We start from the raw sequence: 20,968 nt of genomic DNA on the forward strand, positions 1-20,968 counted from the left end.
GTTCGATGACGCGTGCCCTCTCGCTCGTGACACTGGAATGGGAAAACCTGCACAAGGGGCAAACCCACCTGTTCCATACACGATTTCCAGGAGGACACCTTGTCCGAAGCCACGCTCCTCGCCTCCGACCTGGCCGACCTGGAGGAGATCACGGTCGACGACCTCTTCGCTCCGGCCCCGGAGGCGGACGAGGACCCCAGCGCCATCATGTGCTCCTGCTGCTGCTCCTCGTGCGGCTGCTGACGCTTCCCCCACCATGGCCGTCCGCCTGGCCTCCCGGGCCCCAGCACGCACGGGCCCGGAACCAGGCGGACGACACGGCGCGGCCCACGCGGTGAGCTCCACCGAGTGAGCCGTGTCCGCGAACCGGCCCGTCCGCTCAGCGGGCACGAGGCACAACGAAAGGCCCGCTCGTGCGCGTACTCCTGACCACCTGGGCGTGGCCCTCCCACTACTTCCCCCTGGTGCCCCTCGGGTGGGCTCTACGGACGTCGGGACACGAGGTCCGGGTGGCTTGCCAACCCGCCCTCGCGCGCACTGTCGAACGCTCGGGGCTACCGGCCGTCGTCGTCGGCACTGACGTCGACGTGCCCGCGATGGTCCGGCGCTCCGCCACCGCGGAGAAGGCTGGTGCAGCCCGGCCGAGCAGCCCGTACTTCTTCGACCAATACCTCGTCTTCGCCGAGGCGATGACCGAGGACCTGGTCGATTACGGCCAGGCTTGGCTCCCCGACGTCATCGTTCACGACCCGACGACCTACGCCGGGCCCCTCGCCGCTGCGGTTCTGGGAGTGCCCGCTGTACGCCATCTGTGGGGCCCCGACTTCATGCTGGGGGCTCGTCCGGTCGAACCTGCGATCCTGGCCCCGATGTGCGAGCGGCTGGGGCTCGGCGGCGTGGAGACCCTGGGCGACCTGACCGTCGACCCCTGCCCGCCGAGCCTCCAAGTCCCGGCCGACTACCCCCGGGCCACCGTGCGCCACATCCCCTACAACGGCGCATGGGCGCAGGACGCCTGGCGGAGTGACCCGTTCACCCGCGCCGCCGCCCGTCCCCGCGTCTGCGTCACCTGGGGGGCCACCCTCGGGGAGATCGGCGGCTACCCGAACCCGGTCCGGACTCTCCTGGAGACCCTGGCTGCGAGCGGCGCGGAGACCGTGGCAGCCCTCTCCGAGAAGGATGCCCGGACGCTGGGCACACCGCCCGAGGGAGTGATGGTTCTGGTGGACAGACCGTTGACCTCCCTACTTCCCCACTGCGACCTCCTCGTACACCAGGGCGGCCCCGGCACCATGCTCTCGGGGCTCGCGCACGGCGTGCCGCAACTGATCGTACCGACCCTTCCCGACCAGCCCTTCTACGCCAGGCAACTGCTGTCCCAGGGCGCTGGCCTTGCTCTGCGGCCGAGCAGGATCGAGCCCGCCGGGGTACGGGAGCGTGCGGAGCGGCTCCTGGATGATCCGACCTTCCGGACCTCGGCGCGACGGATCGCCACCGAGATCCGCGAGCAGCCCCCGCTGACCGCCGGAGTGGCCGCCGTGGAGGGTCTGGTCTCCGTGTGACCCGCCCGCCGCGCTTCCACACGAGGACGCGTCGGGCTCCGAACGGAACAGGTGAGGAGACAGAGGATGGAGAACAGGGCAGCGTGGGATCCCCGTGGAGCGCGGGCACCCGAATTCGGGGCGAAACGGCTGCTGCTGGTGGTCACGGGATCCGTGGCAGCGTCCTTTCTCCCCTCCTGGGTGAACTGGGTGTCGCACGCACATCCCGACCTCGCCTGCCGAATCGTCCTGACAGCGTCGGCGCAGCGGTTCGTTACCCGCGAGGCGCTGACGCTGCTCACCGGCCGCCAAGTCGTCGAGGACCGCTGGCCGGACGAACCCGGCACGACCGCGCTCCACGTCGAACTGGCCGACTGGGCCGAGGCGGTGGCCGTCTACCCGGCGACGCTGGACTACACTGCGCGACTCGCCCGGGGGCATGGGGACTCGCCCTCGATGCTGGCCCTCCAGTGCGCCTCCGCGCCGATCGCGCTCGCCGCCGCGCTGCCACCCGGTGGGTGGGACTGTGCCGCGATGCGCGGGCACCGCGGCGTCCTGGACGAGCGGGCGAACGTGGCGCTGATCCCTCCGGTCCGGGGCCTGAGCATGTCCACCGGCAGAGCCGACGGCCAGCACCCGGTCCAGTTTCCCGCCCTGCTCCAGCGGCTGGAGGAGCTCAGGTCGGCGCTCGCCGGAACGGAGGACGCCGGGACGGAGTAGGCGGGGGTCAGCGCCCCCGCCCGTAGGGGAACGCTCCGCGCACCGCGCGCTCCACGGCGTCAGCGGCCTCGGCCGCCCCACCCGAGCCCCGGATCTCCTCCCTCATCCACCGCATGCGCTCGGCCGTCCGAGTATCCGTCGCGACTCGGTCGACCTCCGAGCGCAGTCGCTCGGCCATCACGTCGGCCGGGTCGAGTCTCCGTCCCAGGCCGAGCTCCTCGACCCGCCTGGCGTTGGCGACCTGCTCGGGCAACCGCGGCACGCACACCATCGGGACACCCGCGGCCAGGCCCTCCATGACGCTGCCCATACCCCCGTGGTTGACGAAGGCGGAGGCGCGCCGCAGCACCGCCACCTGGGGCACCCAGGCGTGTGCCTCAACGTGCTCCGGCAGCGGCCCGAGTTCCTCCCGTCGGACCCGGCCGCCGATGGCCAGGACCACGCGCCAGGGCGCGTCCGCGAACGCCGTGACGCACCTGCGGAAGAAGTCCGCGTGGGCGTTGTCCATGGAACCGAGTGAGACGAGCAGCACCGGGCGGTCGTCGGCCGGCTCCCAGGCCTCGTCCGTCCGGCCGGGGTCCGGGCACGGACCCACGAAGGCGTACCGCTGCCCGAAGGATCCCCCCTCGTACTGGAAGGCCCTGGGCAGGAACACGACGCCGCCGTCGACCTCGGCGTCCAGATACTCCTCCACGGACGCCTCGACACCGTGCTCGGTGAGGATTTCCCCCAGCGACGCGAGGTACTCGTCCCTGTGGGGGAAACCCCCGTAGGACCCCAGGTCGGCCTGGACGGTCCAGTGCCGCCGGGTGGCGAAGAACTGCCAGATCTGGAGGCTGGGGACTCCCCATGACCGTGCGAGGACCCGGATACCGCCCGCAGGGTCCTCCGAGAGCACGATGTCGGGTCGGTCCGCCAGCGCCTCCTCCAGACGGGGCAGGACCGCACGTGCCTCCTCCAGGAAGAAAAGCGGCAGACGGGACATGTCACGCGGCCAGGCGCCGGGGTCGTGGGTGAGTGCCTGCGGGAGCGGCACGTGGACGGCGCCCGCCGCACGTACCCGGTCGGCGAACGCCTCCGTCGTGAGGTAACTGACGCGGTGTCCCCAGCGGACCAGTTCCGCCACCAGTCCGAGCGTGGGGTTGACGTGCCCGGCAGCGGGGACGGGGGCGATCACGACGTGCAGCGGGTCACGGCTGGAGGGATACACGAACATCACCGTTCCTGGTCGCGGGAGGTCGCTCGGCGGCCGTCGGGGGTACCGGCCAACCGGGCGAGGAGGGGCTCCCACCAGTCTCGGTTCTCCCGGTACCAGCGGACGGTGTCGGCCAATCCTTCCGCGAAGGGGACCCGCTCCTCGTAGCCCAGGGAACGCAACCGCGAGTCGTCCAGGGAGTAGCGGAAATCGTGCCCGGGCCGGTCGGCGACGTGGCGGACCATGTCCCAGTCGGCGTCGCAGACGGAGAGGAGCATCGCGGTGAGTTCGCGGTTGCTCAGCTCGGTGCCGCCCGATACGTGATAGACCTCGCCTGGCTCGCCCTCGTCCACGACGGTCTGGATGCCCCGGCAGTGGTCGGCCACGTGCACCCACTGACGGACGTTCGAACCGTCCCCGTACAGCGGCACGGGACGGCCCCGGAGCAGGTTGGTCACGAACAGAGGGATGACCTTCTCCGGCATCTGGTGGGAGCCGTAGTTGTTCCCGCACCGGGTGACGCTCACAGGAAGCCCGTAGGTACGCGCGTACGAGAGCGCGATGAGGTCCCCGGACGCCTTGGTCGCCGCGTAGGGTGAGTTCGGTGCGATCGAGGCGCTCTCGTCCCAGGATCCCGACCCGGCGGACCCGTACACCTCATCGGTGGAGACCTGCACGATCCTGGGTGTCCCCGCATCCGAGCACGCTTGCATGAGGGTCTGTGTGCCGAGGACGTTGGCGATCACGAAACTGTCGGGTTCGGCGATGGAACGGTCCACGTGGGTCTCCGCCGCGAAGTTGACCACCAGATCGTGGCCGGGGACGACGTCCGACACCAGCGCACGGTCGGCGACACTGCCCACCACGAGGGTGAACCCGCCATCGACCGGCGCCAGGTTCTCCCGCAGCCCGGCGTAGGTGAGGTTGTCAAGGACGGTGACCTCGGCGTCCTCCAGGCCGGGCAGTTCACCCCGAAGGGCAGAGCGCACGTAATGGGAGCCGATGAACCCGGCCCCTCCGGTGACGAGGACCCTCATGAGCTCACCTGAATCCTGCTGTGGTCGGCGAGGACGAACCTGTGCGCCCTCGAAACGGATTGTGCCAGGGCGATGATCTGCACCGCGCAGCCGATCAGTGACTCCTCGATACAGCTGACGCCCGTGATGGAGGCGTCCGCGAGCACGATGGAGCGCTCGATCTCGCTCCTGGTGATGACACATCCCCCGGCGATGGATGAGAACGGTCCCACGCAGGAGTCGGATACGACAGCGCCCGGGCCGATCACCGTCGGGCCGACGACGCGGGACCGGACGATCCTGGCGCCCTCCCCCACCACGACCCGGCCGACGAGGTCGCTCTCCGCGTCCACCGTGCCCTCGTTGCAGGCCGAGACACCCTCCAGGACGAGCCGGTTGGCCTCCAGCATGTCCTCGACCTCCCCCGTGTCCTTCCAGTAGCCCTCGACGAGGGCCGAACTGACCGGGAGTCCCGCGTCGATCAGTCGCTGGAGGGCGTCGGTGATCTCCAACTCCCCGCGCCCCGAAGGGCTGAGGGACGCGATGGCCTCGTGGACTCGCGGGGTGAACAAGTAGACGCCGACGAGCGCCAGGTCGCCGCGCGGCTCACGGGGCTTCTCCTCCAGTCCCACGACACGGCCCGAAGCGTCGGTCTCGGCGACCCCGAACTTCGTCGGTTCGGGTACCTTCGCCAGCATGATCTGGGCGGCGGGGCGCTCCGCGCGGAACCGATCGACGAGACCCGTGATGCCGCCGAGCAGGAAATTGTCCCCCAGGTACATGACGAAGTCGTCGTCCCCCAAGTAGTTTCGCGCGACGCTCACGGCGTGCGCCAACCCCAACGGCCGCTCCTGGCGCAGGTACGTCACGCTCAGGCCGAACCGGCTCCCGTCGCCGACCGCGGCGCGGATCTCGTCGGCCGTGTCGCCGACGACGACGCCGACGTCCGTGACGCCCGCGTCCCGGATCGACTCCAGCCCGTAGAACAGGACGGGTTTGTTCGCCACGGGCAGGAGTTGTTTGGCTCGCGCGTGTGTGATGGGACGCAGCCGCGTTCCGGAGCCACCAGCCAGGATCAGTGCCTTCACCGCTCACCTCCGTGGCCGACGGCGTTCGGGGACAGCAGCCCGGTTCTCAGCGTCTCCTCCAAGGAGGGGGCGGCCCGGTCCCTAGCGGAAAGGGTCGGCTCCTCTACCGGCCAAGGAATCGCGAGCTCGGGATCGAGCGGATCCACCGCGACGTCGAGTCCGGGAGCGTACAGACTGGAGGACAGGTACACCAGGGCGCTGTCGTCCTCCAGGGCGCACACCGCGTGCCCGAGTCCCTCGCCCAGATAGACGGCACGGTGGTCGCGATCGTCCAGCAGGGCCGCGTCGTGCCTCCCGAACGTGGGTGACTCCGGGCGGAGGTCGACGACCACGTCCCACACGGCGCCCCGCACGCAGCTGACGTACTTGGCCTGGCCGGGCGGCCTGCTCGTCACGTGGACACCCCTGACAGCCCCGTGGATGGAAACGGAAACGTTCATCTGTTCCAGGGAGAAGGGGCGCCCCACCACGTCTGCGAACTCCCGGGAGGCGTACGCCTCGAACAGTTTCCCTCTCCGATCGTGATGCTGTCGCGGCGTTATCTCCCAAGCACCGTCGATCGCCAGCGGGCGAATCCTCATCCGACCCCGATTCAGGAAGCTTCTTTTTTCGAGCGATCACGAGGACAGCATTTCCATGGCCTCTGTATAGTGGGGGCGCTCGAAACCCACGCAAGAGTACCAACCAGAATCTTTTTCCCACAAGAGCTTTCAATAAGGCGAATATATGACGGAGTCGACTATTGCGAGGTGTGCTGGCCCATGGCCCGATGGCTGGTGACCGGAGCCGGGGGCATGCTCGGCGGTGACGTGGCGGCCGTGCTCGCCGCATCGCGTGAACACGAAGGTGTGGCGTTGCCGCGGACCGCACTGGACATCACCGACGCGGAGGCGGTCGCCTCCGCCGTCGACGGGTTCGACGTCGTGGTCAACGCGGCGGCCTACACGGCGGTCGACACGGCGGAACGGGACGAGGAGGCGGCCCACGGCGTCAACGCCACGGGGCCCGGGACACTGGCGGGAGCGTGCGCTCGCAGGGGGACCCCCCTCTTGCACGTGTCCACGGACCACGTGTTCCCGGGGACCTCGGAGGCCCCTCACCCGGAGAGCGCCGCCACGGCCCCCGTCAACGCCTACGGTCGCGGGAAACTCGCCGGAGAGCGTCTGGTCCGGTCGCGCGCCCCCGATTCGGGCTACATCGTCCGCACAGCGTGGCTCTACGGAATCAGGAGCTCCGGGTTCGTCCCGACGATGCTGGACGCCTCCCGCCGCCACGCCGCCGTGGACGTGGTGACCGACCAGGTCGGGCAGCCGACGTGGTCACCGGCGCTGGCCGCGTGGCTCGTCCACCTGGGGAAGAGCGCGTTGGCCGGTCGGGCGTCCGCCGGCACCTACCACGCCACGGCCGTCGGGGCGGTCAGCCGCTACGAGCTCGCCCGGGAGATCTTCACGCTGGCCGGTGCGGCACCCGGCCTGGTCCGGCCAACGACCACCGTACCCACCGGAGCGGCTCCCCGGCCCCGTTACACGGTCCTGGCACACACGGCACACCAGGCCGCCGGTCTCCCCCTCCTGGAGCACTGGCGCCCCATGCTCAAGAGGGCGCTGTCGACCGCCAGGAGACCGGTCTGAAGACCATCGTCGACCGAGAGAACCCGGGGCGGGGTAACGCGCGTGGGCGCGGCCCCGGAAAGGGGACCGCGCCCACAGGTCTCTGCGTCGGGCCCGGACGGCCCGGGCTCACTCCCTAGCGGTGGGCCGGGTCACCGTGGCACTTCTTGAACTTCTTGCCGGAGCCGCACGGGCAGGGCGAGTTGCGTGAAGTGCCCGCGTACTCGTCGGTCGACTCGCTGTGGCGCTCCACGGAGCCGTCCTCGCTCGGGGCCGAGTACTGGAGGCGGTCGGGCCGGTCCTCGCCGAAGCCCGGCACGAAGACGTCCTCGGCCTCCTCCGCTTCGGTGGAGGGCGCGTCGGCCGTCACGGCCTCCTCGTCCTCCTCCACCGCGGTGGCCACGGCCGCGGCCCCGGTGTCCCCGCCGACGGCACCGGCGGTCCGGGCCGCCGCGGCCGGGGACAGGGACTGCCCCTCGTTCTTGCGTACCTGGACCTCGACGTTGAAGACGAAGCCGACCGATTCCTCCTTGATGGCCTCCAGCATCTCCTGGAACATGTCGAAGCCCTCGCGCTGGAACTCGATGAGCGGGTTGCGCTGGGCCATCGCACGCAGGCCGATGCCCTCCTGGAGGTAGTCCATCTCGTAGAGGTGCTCGCGCCACTTGCGGTCCATGACCTGGAGGATCACGCGGCGCTCGACCTCGCGCATCGTCTCCTCGCCCAGTTCGGCCTCGCGGGCCTCGTAGGCGGCCTGGGCGTCCTCGACGACACGGTCGGCGATGACACGGCCGGTGATGTTCTCCAGCCCGCCGTTCTCGTCGATGAACTCGTCGACGGTGAAACTGATCGGGTAGATCTGCTTGAACGCACGCCAGAGCCTGTCGAGGTCCCATTCGACGGAGTCCCCTTGGGCCGTTTCCCCGGAGACGTAACCGCGCAGGACCTCCTCCAGCATCTCCATCATCTGGTCGCGCAGATCCTGGCCCTCCAGGACCTTGCGGCGCTCGGCGTAGATGACCTTGCGCTGGCGGTTGAGGACCTCGTCGTACTTCAGGACGTTCTTGCGCGTCTCGAAGTTCTGGGTCTCGACCTGGCCCTGCGCGGAGGCGATCGCCTTGCTGACCATGCCGGATTCGATGGGCTGGTCCTCGGGGATGTTCAACCGCTCCATGAAGACCTCGAGGCGCGAGCTGTTGAACAGGCGCAGCAGGTCGTCCTGCAGGGAGAGGTAGAACCGCGAGATCCCGGGGTCGCCCTGACGGCCGGAGCGGCCGCGGAGCTGGTTGTCGATCCGGCGGGACTCGTGGCGTTCGGTTCCGAGCACGTACAGACCGCCGGCCTCGACGACCTGCTCGTGCTCGTCCTCGTAGTCCTCGGTCGCCTTCTTCAGCGCCTCGGGCCAGGCCTCCTCGTACTCCTCCGGGGTCTCCAACGGGCTGAGACCGCGTGCCTGGAGCTCCTCGTCGGCGAGGAAGTCGGGGTTGCCGCCGAGCATGATGTCGGTACCGCGGCCGGCCATGTTGGTGGCCACGGTGACGGACCCGAGCTTGCCCGCACGAGCGATGATGGAGGCCTCACTCGCGTGGTTCTTCGCGTTGAGGACCTCGTGCTTGACGCCCTCCCGCTTGAGCATGCGTGAGAGCAGCTCGGACTTCTCCACGCTCGTGGTACCGACCAGGACCGGCTGGCCGGCCTCGTGGCGCTCGGCGATGTCCTCGGCCAGAGCCTGGAACTTGGCCTCTTCACTCTGGTAGACGACGTCCTTGGCGTCCTCACGGATCATCGGCTCGTTGGTGGGGATGGGCACCACACCGACGCCGTAGGTCTGGTGGAACTCGGCCGCCTCGGTCTCGGCCGTACCGGTCATACCGGCGAGCTTGTCGTAGAGGCGGAAGTAGTTCTGGAGGGTGACCTTGGCGAGAGTCTGGTTCTCGTCCTTGATCTTCACGCGTTCCTTGGCCTCGATGGCCTGGTGCATGCCCTCGTTGTAGCGCCGCCCCGCCAGGACACGTCCGGTGAACTCGTCGACGATGAGGACCTCACCGTCCTTGACGATGTACTCCTTGTCCTTGTGGTAGAGCTCCTTGGCCTTGATCGAGTTGTTGAGGAAGCTGATGAGCGGGGTGTTGACGGCCTCGTAGAGGTTGTCGATGCCCAGCCAGTCCTCGACCTTGGCCACGCCCTCCTCGGTGATACCGACGGTGCGCTTCTTCTCGTCGACCTCGTAGTCCTGGTCGGCCTTGAGGCGGGGAGCGATCTTGGCGAACTCGGAGTACCAGCGCGAGTTCTGCTCCGAGGGGCCACTGATGATCAGCGGGGTGCGCGCCTCGTCGATGAGGATGGAGTCGACCTCGTCGACGAGTGCGAAGAAGTGATCGCGCTGGACGGTGTTGTCCAGCGACAGCGCCATGTTGTCGCGCAGGTAGTCGAAACCGAACTCGTTGTTGGTCCCGTAGGTGATGTCGGCCCGGTAGGCGGCCTTGCGCTGCTCCTGCGTCATGTTCGGGCCCACCACACCCACCTCGAGCCCGAGGAACTGGTAGACGCGGCCCATGTTCTGGGCGTCGCGCCGGGCGAGGTAGTCGTTGGTGGTGATGACGTGGACACCACGGTCGGCCAACGCGTTGAGGTAGACCGCGAGGGTTCCGGTCAGGGTCTTGCCCTCACCGGTCTTCATCTCGGCGATGTTGCCGAGATGAAGCGCTGCGCCACCCTTGATCTGGACGTCGAAGTGGCGCTGCCCCAGGGTGCGCTTGGCCGCTTCCCGGACGGTCGCGAAGGCCTCCGGAAGGAGGTCGTCCAGCGATTCACCGTCCTGGTGGCGTTCCTTGTACTCCTGCGTGAGGTCTCGCAGTTCTTCGTCGCTGAGGTCGGTGTACTCGTCCTCGAGCGAGTTGACCTGGTCCTTCAGCTTGTTCAGCCGGCGCAGGATCTTTCCCTCACCCGCGCGCAGGAGCTTACTGAGTATCCCTGGCACTTCCTTCGCGCTCCTCGCACATCACGGTTGGCCCCACGTCCGTGGAGCGTGTACCTGGGGCCCCGCTGACCGCTGGCCGCGGCACACAGCCGGGGTTCTGGGGCCTGGGTCACCCATCCTAGAGGACCCTTGCCGTAGCTCCGTCGGACTCGTCGCACAGTTCCGGGTGCACTTCCGGTCATTGGGACACAACGCATGGGCCGGGGCCGGATGTTCCCCTGTTCACCTGCGTCGATCCGAACACTTGGTGCACTCCGGCCTCACTGGGTAGGGAGGGGGCACGAAGTGTTCCATCGGAGTAAGGGGGACCCATGGACGCACGGTCGAGAACACAGAACCAGGCCCGGGGCCCGGTGGCCGACCGCCCCTCCGTTCCGCGGCAGGGGACCGACCCCGCCATCGGGGGTGACTGGGGCGACGTCCAGGACCCGGTGGCCGACGAGCAGAACGCGATGCGCTGGGAGCAGCACCACCCCGGCGACCACGAGGGGTTCGGACGCATCCGCGGATTCCAGCGCCAGGGCGGCGCGTTGGCGCCGACCAGCCGACACCGCGGCAGGATCAGTTCATGGGTCGTGGTGGTGCTCGGCTGCGTGGGCTTCGCTCTGGGGGGACTCTCGCTCGCCATGGGCTGGGCTCTGATCCCCCTCGTCCTCGGTGCGGTCATGCTGGTGGCCGCGGCGATCGTCGCTTTCGCCTGCGACATCCTCACGGACGTCGTACTGGATTCTCCCCGCGAAGAGCCCGAGGAGGCACACCAGACACCCCTGCACCGCATCAAGTCGATGACGCGCAGGGAACGCAAGCGCGAACGCAAGGCCGCTCGCGCAGCAGGCTGACCCGGACCCGACGAGGGGCCGGCACCGGGAGACCCCGGCGCCGGCCCCTCTCTCGTGTCGGGTGCTCGGAGGGCGCTCTTCCTAATCGACCAGTCGGAGGACCCCGTAGTCGAAGCCCTTACGGCGGTAGACCACGCTCGGGGCGTTCTTGGCTTCGTCGTGGAAGAGGTAGAAATCGTGCCCGATGAGTTCCATCTCCATCAACGCCTGGTCGATGCTCATGGGCTTGGCTCGGTGGAATTTCTCCCGCACGACCACGGGTGCCTCACCCTGGGTGTCGAGCTCGAGGAACTTGTCGGAGAAGCGCCCGTCGACCGCGGCGCCGTCGACTTCTCCTTCGTCGCTCTCACGCTGCGCCGGGGGTGCGGCGCGCTCGGCGGTGAGGGTTCCGGGCAGGTCCCCGGGGAGGTCGGCGGTGGCGGCCGCCACGGAGACGGGAGTGCGGTTCCCGCGATGGACCTTGCGGCGGTCCGCCGACTTGCGCAGGCGGGCCTCGACCTTGTCGATCGCCATGTCCAGGGCACCGTAGCGATCTGCGGCCGCTGCTTCACTGCGGATCACGGGCCCGTCGGAGTGAATGGTCAGCTCAACCCGCTCGCGGACGTCCGCGAGCTTGGGGTTGCGCTCCTTGGACACCTCCACGTCGACGCTCATGCCCTTCTTCTCCCACTTGGAGAGCTTGTCGAGCTTGGTATCGACCTGCTGTCGAAACTTCTCGCTCACACCGGTGCGTCGACCCTTGACGATGATGTCCATAGGACCCCCTTCATCGCGTGGCCGTCAGTGACGGCCAAGCTGGCTCTGCATCCCCATTTCCGTCAAGAGACGGAAAAAGGGTGTCGCGCTCTGGCCCCCTTCCGTTGCCGGTCCGGTCAAGTCCGGTGGGTTCACGGCTCGGTTGAAAAGGCGTATACCCACGCGCGGCACGGTCATCACGCGCCCCACGTCGGTCTTTGCACATGGCTTCCGCATCTCGGGAGGGTATGAGTGGCCCGTCGGCGACAGGCCGAGCAACTCTGCGGTACCGGGCGTTCCTGGAGACGGGATGTAACGGGGAACTCGGGAAGGGCGGCGGAGGCCGCCGTTCCCGACGGCCTCCACGGGTCGGTATGCCACCCGCCCGGCCGACCTGGTCTTCGTCCCCACATCCGCCTGCTGAGGGGGTCGCCGCTCTTGTTCGCGACTACTGCCCTTCTCCCTGCCGTGAGGGACATCGGGACCCTCCGCGGGGCAGGACTTACCTCTAAGGCGCACCGTGATCGGTCGACGAAAAGTCGCCTTACGTGGGCCGTTTCGCCTGCGCCTGGCCTCGGCTTGCCGGATCTGCTCGTCGGTGTTCCCGCGAGCTTCGTCTCCGGCGCAACCACGGACCCGGACGGGTGCCATACCTGGACGGTAACCCCTCCAGCGGCTGATGTCAGGTGCTGGTTGTCCACCCGAACCCCGGGAACACCCCACGACCCCCTGCACACACGGACTTTCCGCCCCCGGGATGCCCCGGGTAAAACCTTTGTACGGACCCCGTGTACCGGCGGCTCTCGTTGAGCACGACCGCACCGACCACACGTAGACCCGCTGCGTTCAGCGCCCGGGTCGCCTCGGCGAGGGTCGAACCGGTGGTGAGCACGTCGTCGACCACGACCACGGGCGAGCCCCGCGCACGTACGGCAGCGGCATCGACGGTGAACACCCCGGTCCGGTTGCGCAGGCGTTCCCTGCGCCCGAGACCCACCTGCCGACGGGCAGTGCAGCGGTAACGCAGCAACGGGGCCACACGCCCGGCCCGCGCTCCCCCGGACGCGGCCAGAGCCGCCTCCGCCAGCGCGGCGACCGTCCCCTCCCCCGTCCCGCGCCCACGCGAGGGCACGGGCACCAGGACGATCCCCGGCCCGGACCACCCCGTGGCCTCGTAGACCCGGGCCAACCGCTCCCCCAACGGGGCACGGAGGCCGTCGGCACCGGTCTCCTTGTGAGCGAGCAGGACCCGCCGGTCGTGGCCCTCGTGCGGTCCCGCCGCCCATACCTGGGGGCAACGCGGGCGCGGCGTACAGCGCCGCGGACGGCGGTCCAGGCGGGCACGGCACCGGGAGCACAGGGGCCCGTCGGGGCCGGAGCATCCCGCACAGGTGTGGGGAAGGAGCAGTTCGAGCAGGGCGGCGACGGCACATCGCAGGGCGCGGAACAGGTGACGGAGGTCCATGTTTGAAGGATCACCGGGCCGGCCGCTCCCCGCATCCCCCGATCCGCCACCTGTGGACAACCGTGACCGGTTCGGCTCAGCCGGGGAAGGTCGGCGCCACGCCCTCGACCGCGCTCTGCCAGTTCAGACGGTCGTTGGAAACCCAGATGCTGCCGTCGTCGGCCCCGGCGATGAGTGGCTGTCCGGGTGCGCCGGAGATGGCCACCATGCCCGGGAGCGAGGACCCGGTGCTCGCCGGAGGGCTGCCGCCGTCCACCGGGACCAGGAACGCCTGGCTGGTTCCCCCTTCCCTGGAGCCGAGGATGGCGAGCTGGTCACCGGAACGCCAGGACACGTCGATGATGTCCTCGAGCTCGCTCGCCAGGGGGATGAAGCCGCCGACGGCCACTTGGTCCCCGTCGGCGACCACACGTCCCACTTCCAGGGACCGTTCGCCGTCGATCTCGGTGATCGCAGCGGCGCGGGTGCCGTCCCGTGAGATCTGGAAATCGACCAACGAGCGGTCCCGGAGTTCGGGAAGCCCGACCCGTACGACCTCGTCGCCCCCGCGCAGCAGCCACAGGGCGGAGTCACCCGGCTCGGGCGGCTGTGCCTCGCCGTCGATGGTGGGCTGCTCGTTCCGGGAACGGTCCGCCTCGTCCTCGTCGCTCTCGGGCTGTTCGGTCTCCTCCACGACCCACAAGTGGCCGTTGACGTCCCAGGAGACCTCGGTGAAGACCCCCTCGTCCAGGACGGTCTCGTACTCGGCACCGGGGCTGACGAAGCTGGTGACGACCTGGCCGCCGCCCAGGGTGATGCCCGCGACGGTGCTCTCGTCCATGGAGAGCGCGAAGGTCTCGATGGGCACGTCGCCGGCGCCCAGGGGGCCGGCCACACGCTCCACGTCGTCGAAGTTCTCGTTCTCCCAGTCGCCGGCCGACCAGAGCTGGCCGTCGTGGGAGTAGTAGGCACGGCTGCTCGAGGTGGTCGCGCTCGGGCTCACCCCGGCCCAGAAGTCGTCGCCGGGGCGCGGGCGGTCCTCGCTCTCACCCTCGGTGCCGGGGAAGTCCACTTCGGTACCGTCGACCCTGAGGGTGAACTCCTGGATGTCGGGGATCTGCCGCAGGGTCCAGGCGACCTGCGCACCCATCTCCACGGTGTCCGGGTCCTCTCCCTCGGTGTCGACGTCCACGGCCGCGCTCTCGTTGTCGACCTCGAGGTCGGTCTCGGCGTCCTCGGGGAAGGCTGAGCGCACGGCCGGCCCCAGCCAGTCGCTGGGCCCGTCCATGAGCTTGGTGAGGAGGCGTTCGGCGAGTTCGCTGTTGCTCACCGGCAGGTAGACGGGGTCGGGCACCAGGGCGGTGCCCTCGGGGTTGAAGTAGTAGAGGTTGAACGGGCGGTGGGTCCGTTCGACGTCGAGCTCGCTGAGGATCAGCTCGTCGGGCATGTCCTGGATACGCCACTCGCCGTCGGGGTCACCGTTCTCCCGGGCCAGCTGGAAGGTGGCCTCGAACAGGCCCTCGTCATCGTTGGGGGCGTACTTGCCGCTCTGGTCGATGGTGGCCACCAGGGAGCTGCGCAGACTCACCGTGGCGGTCAGACCGTCGGGGCTGATCTCGGGGTCCAGGTCGACGGTGTCCAGGTCCCGGAAGATCTGTACCGACCCGTCGGGTGACCAGGACTCCTCGAGGCCGGGGAGCATGTAGCTGCGGGCTGCCTTGTGGTTCTCCTCGAAGCTGCCCATGTCCTTGAGGAACCCGTTGACCAGGCCCTCGGGGGTGACGCCGGGCTGCGGGCCGGCCGGCAACAGCCGCACGTACCCGCCGTAGGGGTCGGAGGTGACGTCGCCGCCGTCCCCGGGCACGACGGGCCCGGTGGTGGGCACTCCGGAGCAGGAGGCCAGCAGTACGCATGCGGCGGCCGCGGTCAGGGTCGAGCGGGTCCGGCGGCCGAGGGCGGTTCTCATCCGTCGTCCTCTCCGTCGTCGGGGAGGGGGGTGAAGTTCTGTCCCAGGGCGATCTCCGGCGGGACCAGCGGCAGCGGTGAACCGCGCAGCTCCGTACCGGAGGTGCGCGGCAGGGAGAGCCGGAACCGCGATCCCTGGCCGGGGAGGCCCCAGGCCTGCAGCCAACCGCCGTGCAGGGTCGCGTCCTCCTTGGCGATCGACAGTCCCAGGCCGGTGCCCCCGGTGGTGCGCACCCGCGAGTAGTCGGCCCGCCAGAAACGGTCGAAGCACAAGTGCTCCTCGCCCTCCTTCAGGCCCACCCCGTAGTCACGCACGGCCACGGCGACGGCGTCGCGGTCGCCGGCGGCACTGACCACGACCTCCCCGCCGTCGCTGTGCTCGACCGCGTTGACCACGAGGTTGCTCAGGATGCGGTTGATACGACGGGTGTCGAACTCGGCGTCACAGGGCTCGGCGGGCAGACGCAGCACGATCTTGACCCCGCGCTTCTCGGCGATCTGCTCCGCGTCCCCGACGGCTTTCATGACGGAGTCACGGATGTCGGTGGACTCGATCCCCAGGGTGGCGGCGCCGGCGTCGTGGCGACTGATCTCCAACAGGTCACCGAGGAGTTCCTCGAAGCGCTCCACCTGGCCTTTGAGCAGTTCCACCGAGCGGCGCTGGGAGGTGTCGAGTTCCTCGCGTTCGTCGTGGAGCAGGTCGCCGGCCATCCGGATCGTGGTGAGCGGTGTGCGCAGTTCGTGCGAGACGTCGGAGACGAACTGGCGTTGGACCTTGGAGAGCTCCTCCAGCTCCTGGATCTTCTCCTGGAGGTTGCCGGCCATCCCGTTGAAGGAGACCGCAAGTCTGGCGAGGTCGTCCTCGCCGTGCACCGCCATCCGTTCGGAGAGTTCACCCGAGGCCAGGCGTTCCGCCGACTGCGCCGCCGAACGCACCGGTGTCACCACCAGGCGGGTGACGACGAAGGCGATGAGGCCGAGCAGGATGACCAGCAGGACGCCCACGAGCGCGAGGGTGCCCTGCACCAGGTCGAGGATCACCTGCTCGTGCTGGAGCGGGAAGATGTAGTAGAGCTCGTAGGCGTGTGTGAGCTCGGAGCCGACGACCAGGGCGGGCTCGGAGGAGCCCTCCATCTCGATGCTGGTGTAGGTGTGGTACTGCTGCTCCGACCCCGACTGGCGGATCTGGTCGATGAGCCGCTGAGGCACGCTCTGCTGCTGGACCGAGTCCTCGTCACCGGTCGCCCAACCGGTCTCGTCACCGACCGAAGGCATGATGACGACCCCGTAGAGCCCGGTGTCACCACTGCGGCTGGTGAGCTCGCTGGTGATGTTGTAGAGCAGTCGGTCCCGGTCCCCGACCTCGTTCTCCTGCAGTTCGGCCAGGGCGTAGTTGAGCCCGGCCCGGTGGTCGTTGACCGCCGTGTCGATCTTGGTGTCCAACAACCCGCTGCGCACCTGTGTGAGCATGACGTAGCTGAGTCCGACCATGACCAGGAGGGAGAGCACCAGGGTCGTGGAGATGACCCTCAGGTGCAGCGAACGCCGCCACCGGTTCTGTACACCCTGAGCGAGGGCACGGGCGGCACGCTGGGCGAACAGGTAGGCACGGGTCAGCCCCGAGTTCCCGTCGCGCCCGTCGTCCCCGGACGTGTCGGAGGAAGGGGCGGGTCCTTCCTCCTCGGGGCCGGTCTCCCGTACGTCCTCCTGGGAGGTTGCTGTCATGGGGACACCGGCCGGATCAAGCGGTACCGGCCTTGTAGCCGACCCCGCGAACGGTCACGACGACCTCGGGATGTTCCGGGTCCTTCTCGATCTTGGCGCGCAGGCGCTGCACGTGGACGTTGACCAGGCGGGTGTCCGCGGCGTGGCGGTAGCCCCAGACCTGCTCCAGCAGGACCTCGCGGGTGAAGACCTGTCGGGGCTTGCGCGCCAGAGCGACCAGCAGGTCGAACTCCAGCGGCGTGAGGCTGATCTGCTCACCGTCGCGGCGCACCGCGTGCCCGGCGACATCGATGGTGATGTCCCCGATCTGCAGGACCTCGGGGGCGGGTTCCTCGGTGCGGCGCAGGCGCACGCGCACACGGGCCACGAGCTCCTTGGGCTTGAAGGGCTTGACGATGTAGTCGTCAGCGCCCGACTCGAGGCCGAGAACCACGTCGATGGTGTCGCTCTTGGCCGTGAGCATGACGATGGGCACGCCGGACTCGGCGCGGATCTGTCGGCAGACGTCGATGCCGTCGGCGCCCGGAAGCATCAGGTCGAGCAGGACCAGGTCGGGCTTGGTCTCGCGGAAGGCTTCCAGGGCCTTGTCCCCGTCGTGGACGAAGGAGGGCTCGAACCCTTCGCCTCGCAGTACGATGCCCAGCATCTCGGCGAGGGCGAGGTCATCGTCGACAACCAGTACACGTCCCTTCATCGGTGTGTCCGGCGCCGGGCGTCGGACCCGCTCCAAAGCGCGTCCGCGGCGCCTACTCCTCTCTCTGGAACACTCAAGCGGCGTCTTCGTGGTGGCCTTGCTCCCCAGCCAAGGGAACTGCTTTCGTACGTACTGGATCCACTCTGCCACTTGTACGGAGGTTCGTACTGGCCGATGGATCAAGGCTGACTTGGCCTGTTGATAACAGAAAGCATACAAAAGGAATGAAGTGCGTCGGCTCCCTCCCGGAGTACCCGACCGTGCGTGGAATGGCCCGAACCGGCCGGTAGGTTGGGATCCGGTGCCGTGAGAACCACGTGACCTCGTTCGCGCAGCGTAACCGAAGCCTCAGGGAGGGCGGGACCAGATGAGCCACGAGGGCGACCGCAGGGACGAGCCCGAGCAGCCCGGTCGGTCCGACGGTTGGTCAGCGCCCGGAGGCGGGTGGTCCGCTCCCGGGGGCGGGACACCGCAGGGGCCGCCACCCGGCTACGGTCCCCCACAAGGTCCTCCTCCACCCGGGTACGGCGGACAGCAAGGACCGCCACCGGGGTACGGCCCCGCGCCCTACGGTCAGCCGCAGCCGCAGGACGGCCGGCTCCCCAAACCCGGCCTGGTGCCGCTGCGCCCGCTCGGGCTCGGCGACATCCTCAACGGCGCCTTCGCACTGATCCGCAACCACCCGGCCACCACACTCGGGCTGGCGTTCGTGGTCATGGCAGTCTCGGCAACCATCTCCACCCTGATGAGCAGCGGCTTCCTGGCCGAGTACGAGCGTTCCCTCGAGCAGCTCGTGAGCGGCCAGGTCTCCCCCGACGACCCGATCATGCCGGTCTCCGGCGGCTCCATGCTGCTGATGATGCTCGGCACGGCGGTCAGTTATCTGGCAGTGACGCTGCTGACCGCCCTGCTCACCTCGGTGGTGGGTATGGCCGTGCTCGGCCACAAGTTCACGGTCTCGCAGGTCTGGACCGCGGTCCGCGGCCGGATCTGGGCGATCCTGGGTCTGTCCGTGCTCCAGTACCTCATCCACTTCGCGCTGGCGATGGTGATGGTCGTCCTCATGCTGGGCGGTGCTCTGCTCGGCGCCTTCCTGGCCGCGACCGGTTCCCAGGCGCTGGGCGCGGTCATCGCACTGGCGTCGGTCCTGCTCGGATTCCTCGGGGGACTGGCACTCTTCGCATGGATCGGTGTCCGGATCTACCTGGCCATGCCGATCGTGGTCCTGGAACGCCTCGGCCCGGGCAGTTCGTTGGCCCGCTCCTGGCGCCTGACGAAGGGCAACTGGTGGCGGATGCTCGGCATCGTGGCGCTCACCCTGCTCATCGTCATCGGTGTCTCCCTGATCCTGATGCTCGCGCTCGGCCTCCTCGCGGGGCTGCCCATGCTGCTGTCCGACGGCGACCTCGGGATGACCGTGGCGAACGTCCTCGGGGTCGTGGTGGAAGCCCTCACCTCCAGCATCACCACACCCTTCCTCGCCGCCGTCACCACGCTCCTCTACATCGACCTGCGGATGCGCCGTGAGGGCCTGGACCTGCGTCTGCACTGGGTCGCCCAACAGGGTGTGCCCGTCGGCCCCGAGATCTACCGTCCGGAGCAGCACGCGTGAGAGCACCGACCGCTTCCTCCTCGGAGATCACCGGGGAGGAGGGCCGCCGCCGCGCGATCGAGGAACTCAGCGATCCCGTGTACGGCGACCGCGAACCCTCCCTCCTCGACCGGTTCCTGCAGTGGCTGTCCGACCTCATCGACGACCTCATGCAACTCGGCAACGGCCTGCCCGGCGACTGGTGGCTGCTGCTGCCGGTACTGCTGGCCCTGGCGTTGCTCGTGGTCGGGCTCGTCGTGTACCTGCGGCCCGGCCGCAACCGCAAGATCGGGGCTCCCGTGCACGAGGAGAGCAAACGCACGGCGGCCGACCACCGTGCGGCCGCCGACGGGCACGAGTCCTCCGGTGCCTACGACCGAGCCGTCGTGGAACGCCTGCGCGCGATCGACGTCGACCTGGAGGACCGCGCCCTGCTCACCCCGACGGCCGGACGCACCGCCACCGAACTCGCCGCCGAGGCCGGCCGGAGCCTGCCCGAACAGGCCGGCCGGCTCTCCGACGCCGCCACGCTGTTCAACGACGTCGTCTACGGCCACCGCGAGGCGACCGCGGAGACGGCCCGGACCCTGCGTGAACTCGACGACCGCTTGCGCGCCGCGCGCCCGACCCCCGTGGAGGAGGAGCGACGATGAGCACCTCGGAAACCGGGTGGCGCCGCGTCTGGCGGGCGGTCCGGATCCCCGGCGCGGTCCTGATCGTGCTGGTCGTCGTGGCGGTCCTGGCCTCGCTCGGTGACGAGCAGTTCCCCGAGGGGCACATGGATCCCGGGAGCGTCGATCCCCAGGGCGGACGAGCACTCGTGCAGACCATGCAGGAGGACCGCGACGTCCACGTGGTGCGCTCGGCGGACGGTGCCGAGCAGGCCCTGGACGCCGCCGGCGACAACAGTGTGCTGGCCGTGTTCCTCGATCACCGGCTGGAACCCGGTGAGGTGCGGAGCCTGGCCGAGTTGGAGAGCGACACCCTCCTGGTGCAGCCCACCCTGCAGACACTGGAGGAGTTCGCGCCCGGCGTGGACATGAGCGGGCGCACCGAGTCCGACGAGACCCTCGACGGCGGGTGCGCCCTGCCCGCCGTCGCGTCGGCCGGCCCCGCCGACGTGGCCGGAGAGCTGTACGAGGCTGCTCCCGGCCAGGCCGTCACCGAGTGTTACGCGGCCGCTTCCGGGTCCGCGGTGGTCCAGGTCGAGCACGGCTCCGGGACCACCACCGTCGTGGGCACCGACCACTTCATGACCAACACCGAGCTCGCCGACGAGGGCAACGCCGCGCTGGCCATGAACCTCATGGACGCCGAGGACGTGGTGTGGCTGCGTCCCGACGTGCACGTACCCGAGGACAGCGCCACCCTGACGGAGCTGCTGCCCCGGAGCCTGCTCTGGTCTGCGGTCCCGCTGGTGGGCGCGCTGCTCCTGCTGGCTCTGTGGCGCGGACGCCGTCTCGGCGCGCTCGTACCCGAGTCGCTGCCCGTGGTGGTGCGCGCCGCCGAGACCACCGAGGGCCGTGCCGGGCTGTACCACTCGCGCAAGGCACGGGACCGGGCGGCCGCCGCACTGCGGACCGGGTTCCTGGACCGTGTCCAGGGCAAACTCGGCCTGCGCCCTGACGACCCACGGGAGACCGTGGTCTCCGCGCTCGCCACACGGCTGGGCGAGGACCCGGTGCGTGTACGGGCGCTGCTGTACCCCGACCGTCCGGACCCGTACGCGGGGGACGACGAGGCGCTGAACCGGCTCGCGGAGGAGCTGGACGAGCGGGCCCGGAGGCTGCGGTGATCCCGACCGGTACTCCACACGCTGCAACCG

General features: G+C 69.3%; 18 protein-coding genes. 8 read left to right on the top strand and 10 right to left on the bottom strand.

Features of this window, described 5'->3' with window-relative positions:
- The first annotated feature begins 99 nt into the window (after nucleotides 1-99).
- From D456_RS26815 to D456_RS0105780, 3 genes are all read left to right on the top strand, one after another.
- The gene (locus D456_RS26815; RefSeq protein ID WP_017575214.1) at nucleotides 100-243 is read left to right on the top strand and encodes a hypothetical protein; all 144 of its coding nucleotides are present in this window, start codon (nucleotides 100-102) and stop codon (nucleotides 241-243) included.
- A gap of 170 nt (nucleotides 244-413) precedes the next feature.
- On the top strand, nucleotides 414-1,562 hold the full coding sequence (locus D456_RS0105775; RefSeq protein ID WP_017575215.1) for a nucleotide disphospho-sugar-binding domain-containing protein: 1,149 nt from the start codon (nucleotides 414-416) through the stop codon (nucleotides 1,560-1,562).
- A 66-nt stretch (nucleotides 1,563-1,628) separates the two neighbouring features.
- Nucleotides 1,629-2,261, top strand: coding sequence for a flavoprotein (locus tag D456_RS0105780; RefSeq protein WP_017575216.1), 633 nt, complete (start codon nucleotides 1,629-1,631; stop codon nucleotides 2,259-2,261).
- Nucleotides 2,262-2,268: 7 nt separating this feature from the next.
- On the opposite strand, the gene D456_RS0105785 is transcribed toward D456_RS0105780, so the two are convergent.
- From D456_RS0105785 to D456_RS0105800, 4 genes are read right to left on the bottom strand one after another with little or no spacing between them, the layout of a single operon-like run.
- Nucleotides 2,269-3,477, bottom strand: a complete 1,209-nt coding sequence (locus D456_RS0105785) for a macrolide family glycosyltransferase (protein ID WP_017575217.1) — start codon at nucleotides 3,475-3,477, stop codon at nucleotides 2,269-2,271.
- Entirely contained in the window at nucleotides 3,477-4,493 is a 1,017-nt protein-coding gene (rfbB, locus tag D456_RS0105790) for a dTDP-glucose 4,6-dehydratase (protein WP_017575218.1), read from the bottom strand. Before rfbB ends, D456_RS0105785 begins: the two co-directional genes overlap by 1 nt.
- A complete protein-coding gene (locus D456_RS0105795; RefSeq protein ID WP_017575219.1) occupies nucleotides 4,490-5,560 on the bottom strand; it encodes a glucose-1-phosphate thymidylyltransferase in 1,071 nt (356 codons plus the stop codon). The genes rfbB and D456_RS0105795 overlap by 4 nt, the downstream gene beginning before the upstream one ends.
- A complete protein-coding gene (locus tag D456_RS0105800; RefSeq protein WP_017575220.1) occupies nucleotides 5,557-6,141 on the bottom strand; it encodes a dTDP-4-dehydrorhamnose 3,5-epimerase family protein in 585 nt (194 codons plus the stop codon). The genes D456_RS0105795 and D456_RS0105800 overlap by 4 nt, the downstream gene beginning before the upstream one ends.
- 180 nt (nucleotides 6,142-6,321) lie before the next feature.
- Here D456_RS0105800 and rfbD point away from each other — a divergent pair, with 180 nt between their 5' ends.
- Nucleotides 6,322-7,191, top strand: coding sequence for a dTDP-4-dehydrorhamnose reductase (gene rfbD, locus D456_RS0105805; protein ID WP_017575221.1), 870 nt, complete (start codon nucleotides 6,322-6,324; stop codon nucleotides 7,189-7,191).
- A 115-nt stretch (nucleotides 7,192-7,306) separates the two neighbouring features.
- On the opposite strand, the gene secA is transcribed toward rfbD, so the two are convergent.
- On the bottom strand, nucleotides 7,307-10,150 hold the full coding sequence (gene secA, locus D456_RS0105810; RefSeq protein ID WP_017575222.1) for a preprotein translocase subunit SecA: 2,844 nt from the start codon (nucleotides 10,148-10,150) through the stop codon (nucleotides 7,307-7,309).
- A 311-nt stretch (nucleotides 10,151-10,461) separates the two neighbouring features.
- On the opposite strand from secA, the gene D456_RS0105815 reads away from it, so the two are divergent.
- Nucleotides 10,462-10,989, top strand: coding sequence for a hypothetical protein (locus tag D456_RS0105815; protein WP_017575223.1), 528 nt, complete (start codon nucleotides 10,462-10,464; stop codon nucleotides 10,987-10,989).
- An 81-nt stretch (nucleotides 10,990-11,070) separates the two neighbouring features.
- Here D456_RS0105815 and hpf read toward each other — a convergent pair whose 3' ends face one another.
- The 5 genes from hpf to mtrA form a co-directional block, all read right to left on the bottom strand.
- Nucleotides 11,071-11,745: a ribosome hibernation-promoting factor, HPF/YfiA family gene (gene hpf / locus D456_RS0105820; RefSeq protein WP_017575224.1), complete on the bottom strand. Its 675-nt coding sequence runs from the start codon at nucleotides 11,743-11,745 to the stop codon at nucleotides 11,071-11,073.
- A 661-nt stretch (nucleotides 11,746-12,406) separates the two neighbouring features.
- Nucleotides 12,407-13,189 carry a ComF family protein gene (locus D456_RS0105825; protein WP_017575225.1) on the bottom strand — a complete coding sequence of 261 codons (783 nt, stop codon included), beginning with the start codon at nucleotides 13,187-13,189 and terminating at the stop codon, nucleotides 12,407-12,409.
- 76 nt (nucleotides 13,190-13,265) lie between these two features.
- Complete coding sequence (locus tag D456_RS0105830) at nucleotides 13,266-15,134, bottom strand: LpqB family beta-propeller domain-containing protein (protein WP_017575226.1); 1,869 nt, start codon at nucleotides 15,132-15,134, stop codon at nucleotides 13,266-13,268.
- On the bottom strand, nucleotides 15,131-16,858 hold the full coding sequence (gene mtrB / locus D456_RS0105835; protein WP_017575227.1) for an MtrAB system histidine kinase MtrB: 1,728 nt from the start codon (nucleotides 16,856-16,858) through the stop codon (nucleotides 15,131-15,133). The genes D456_RS0105830 and mtrB overlap by 4 nt, the downstream gene beginning before the upstream one ends.
- A gap of 16 nt (nucleotides 16,859-16,874) precedes the next feature.
- Nucleotides 16,875-17,552 carry an MtrAB system response regulator MtrA gene (gene mtrA, locus D456_RS0105840; protein ID WP_017570965.1) on the bottom strand — a complete coding sequence of 226 codons (678 nt, stop codon included), beginning with the start codon at nucleotides 17,550-17,552 and terminating at the stop codon, nucleotides 16,875-16,877.
- A 616-nt stretch (nucleotides 17,553-18,168) separates the two neighbouring features.
- On the opposite strand from mtrA, the gene D456_RS0105845 reads away from it, so the two are divergent.
- From D456_RS0105845 to D456_RS0105855, 3 genes are read left to right on the top strand one after another with little or no spacing between them, the layout of a single operon-like run.
- Complete coding sequence (locus D456_RS0105845; RefSeq protein ID WP_017575228.1) at nucleotides 18,169-19,164, top strand: glycerophosphoryl diester phosphodiesterase membrane domain-containing protein; 996 nt, start codon at nucleotides 18,169-18,171, stop codon at nucleotides 19,162-19,164.
- Nucleotides 19,161-19,796 (top strand): DUF4129 domain-containing protein, encoded by a 636-nt coding sequence (locus tag D456_RS0105850; RefSeq protein WP_017575229.1) that lies wholly within the window; start codon nucleotides 19,161-19,163, stop codon nucleotides 19,794-19,796. Before D456_RS0105845 ends, D456_RS0105850 begins: the two co-directional genes overlap by 4 nt.
- Nucleotides 19,793-20,938 carry a DUF4350 domain-containing protein gene (locus D456_RS0105855; RefSeq protein ID WP_017575230.1) on the top strand — a complete coding sequence of 382 codons (1,146 nt, stop codon included), beginning with the start codon at nucleotides 19,793-19,795 and terminating at the stop codon, nucleotides 20,936-20,938. Before D456_RS0105850 ends, D456_RS0105855 begins: the two co-directional genes overlap by 4 nt.
- Nucleotides 20,939-20,968: the final 30 nt, after the last annotated feature.

Origin of the sequence: Nocardiopsis kunsanensis DSM 44524, from assembly GCF_000340965.1 — a bacterium.
GTDB lineage: Bacteria > Actinomycetota > Actinomycetes > Streptosporangiales > Streptosporangiaceae > Nocardiopsis > Nocardiopsis kunsanensis.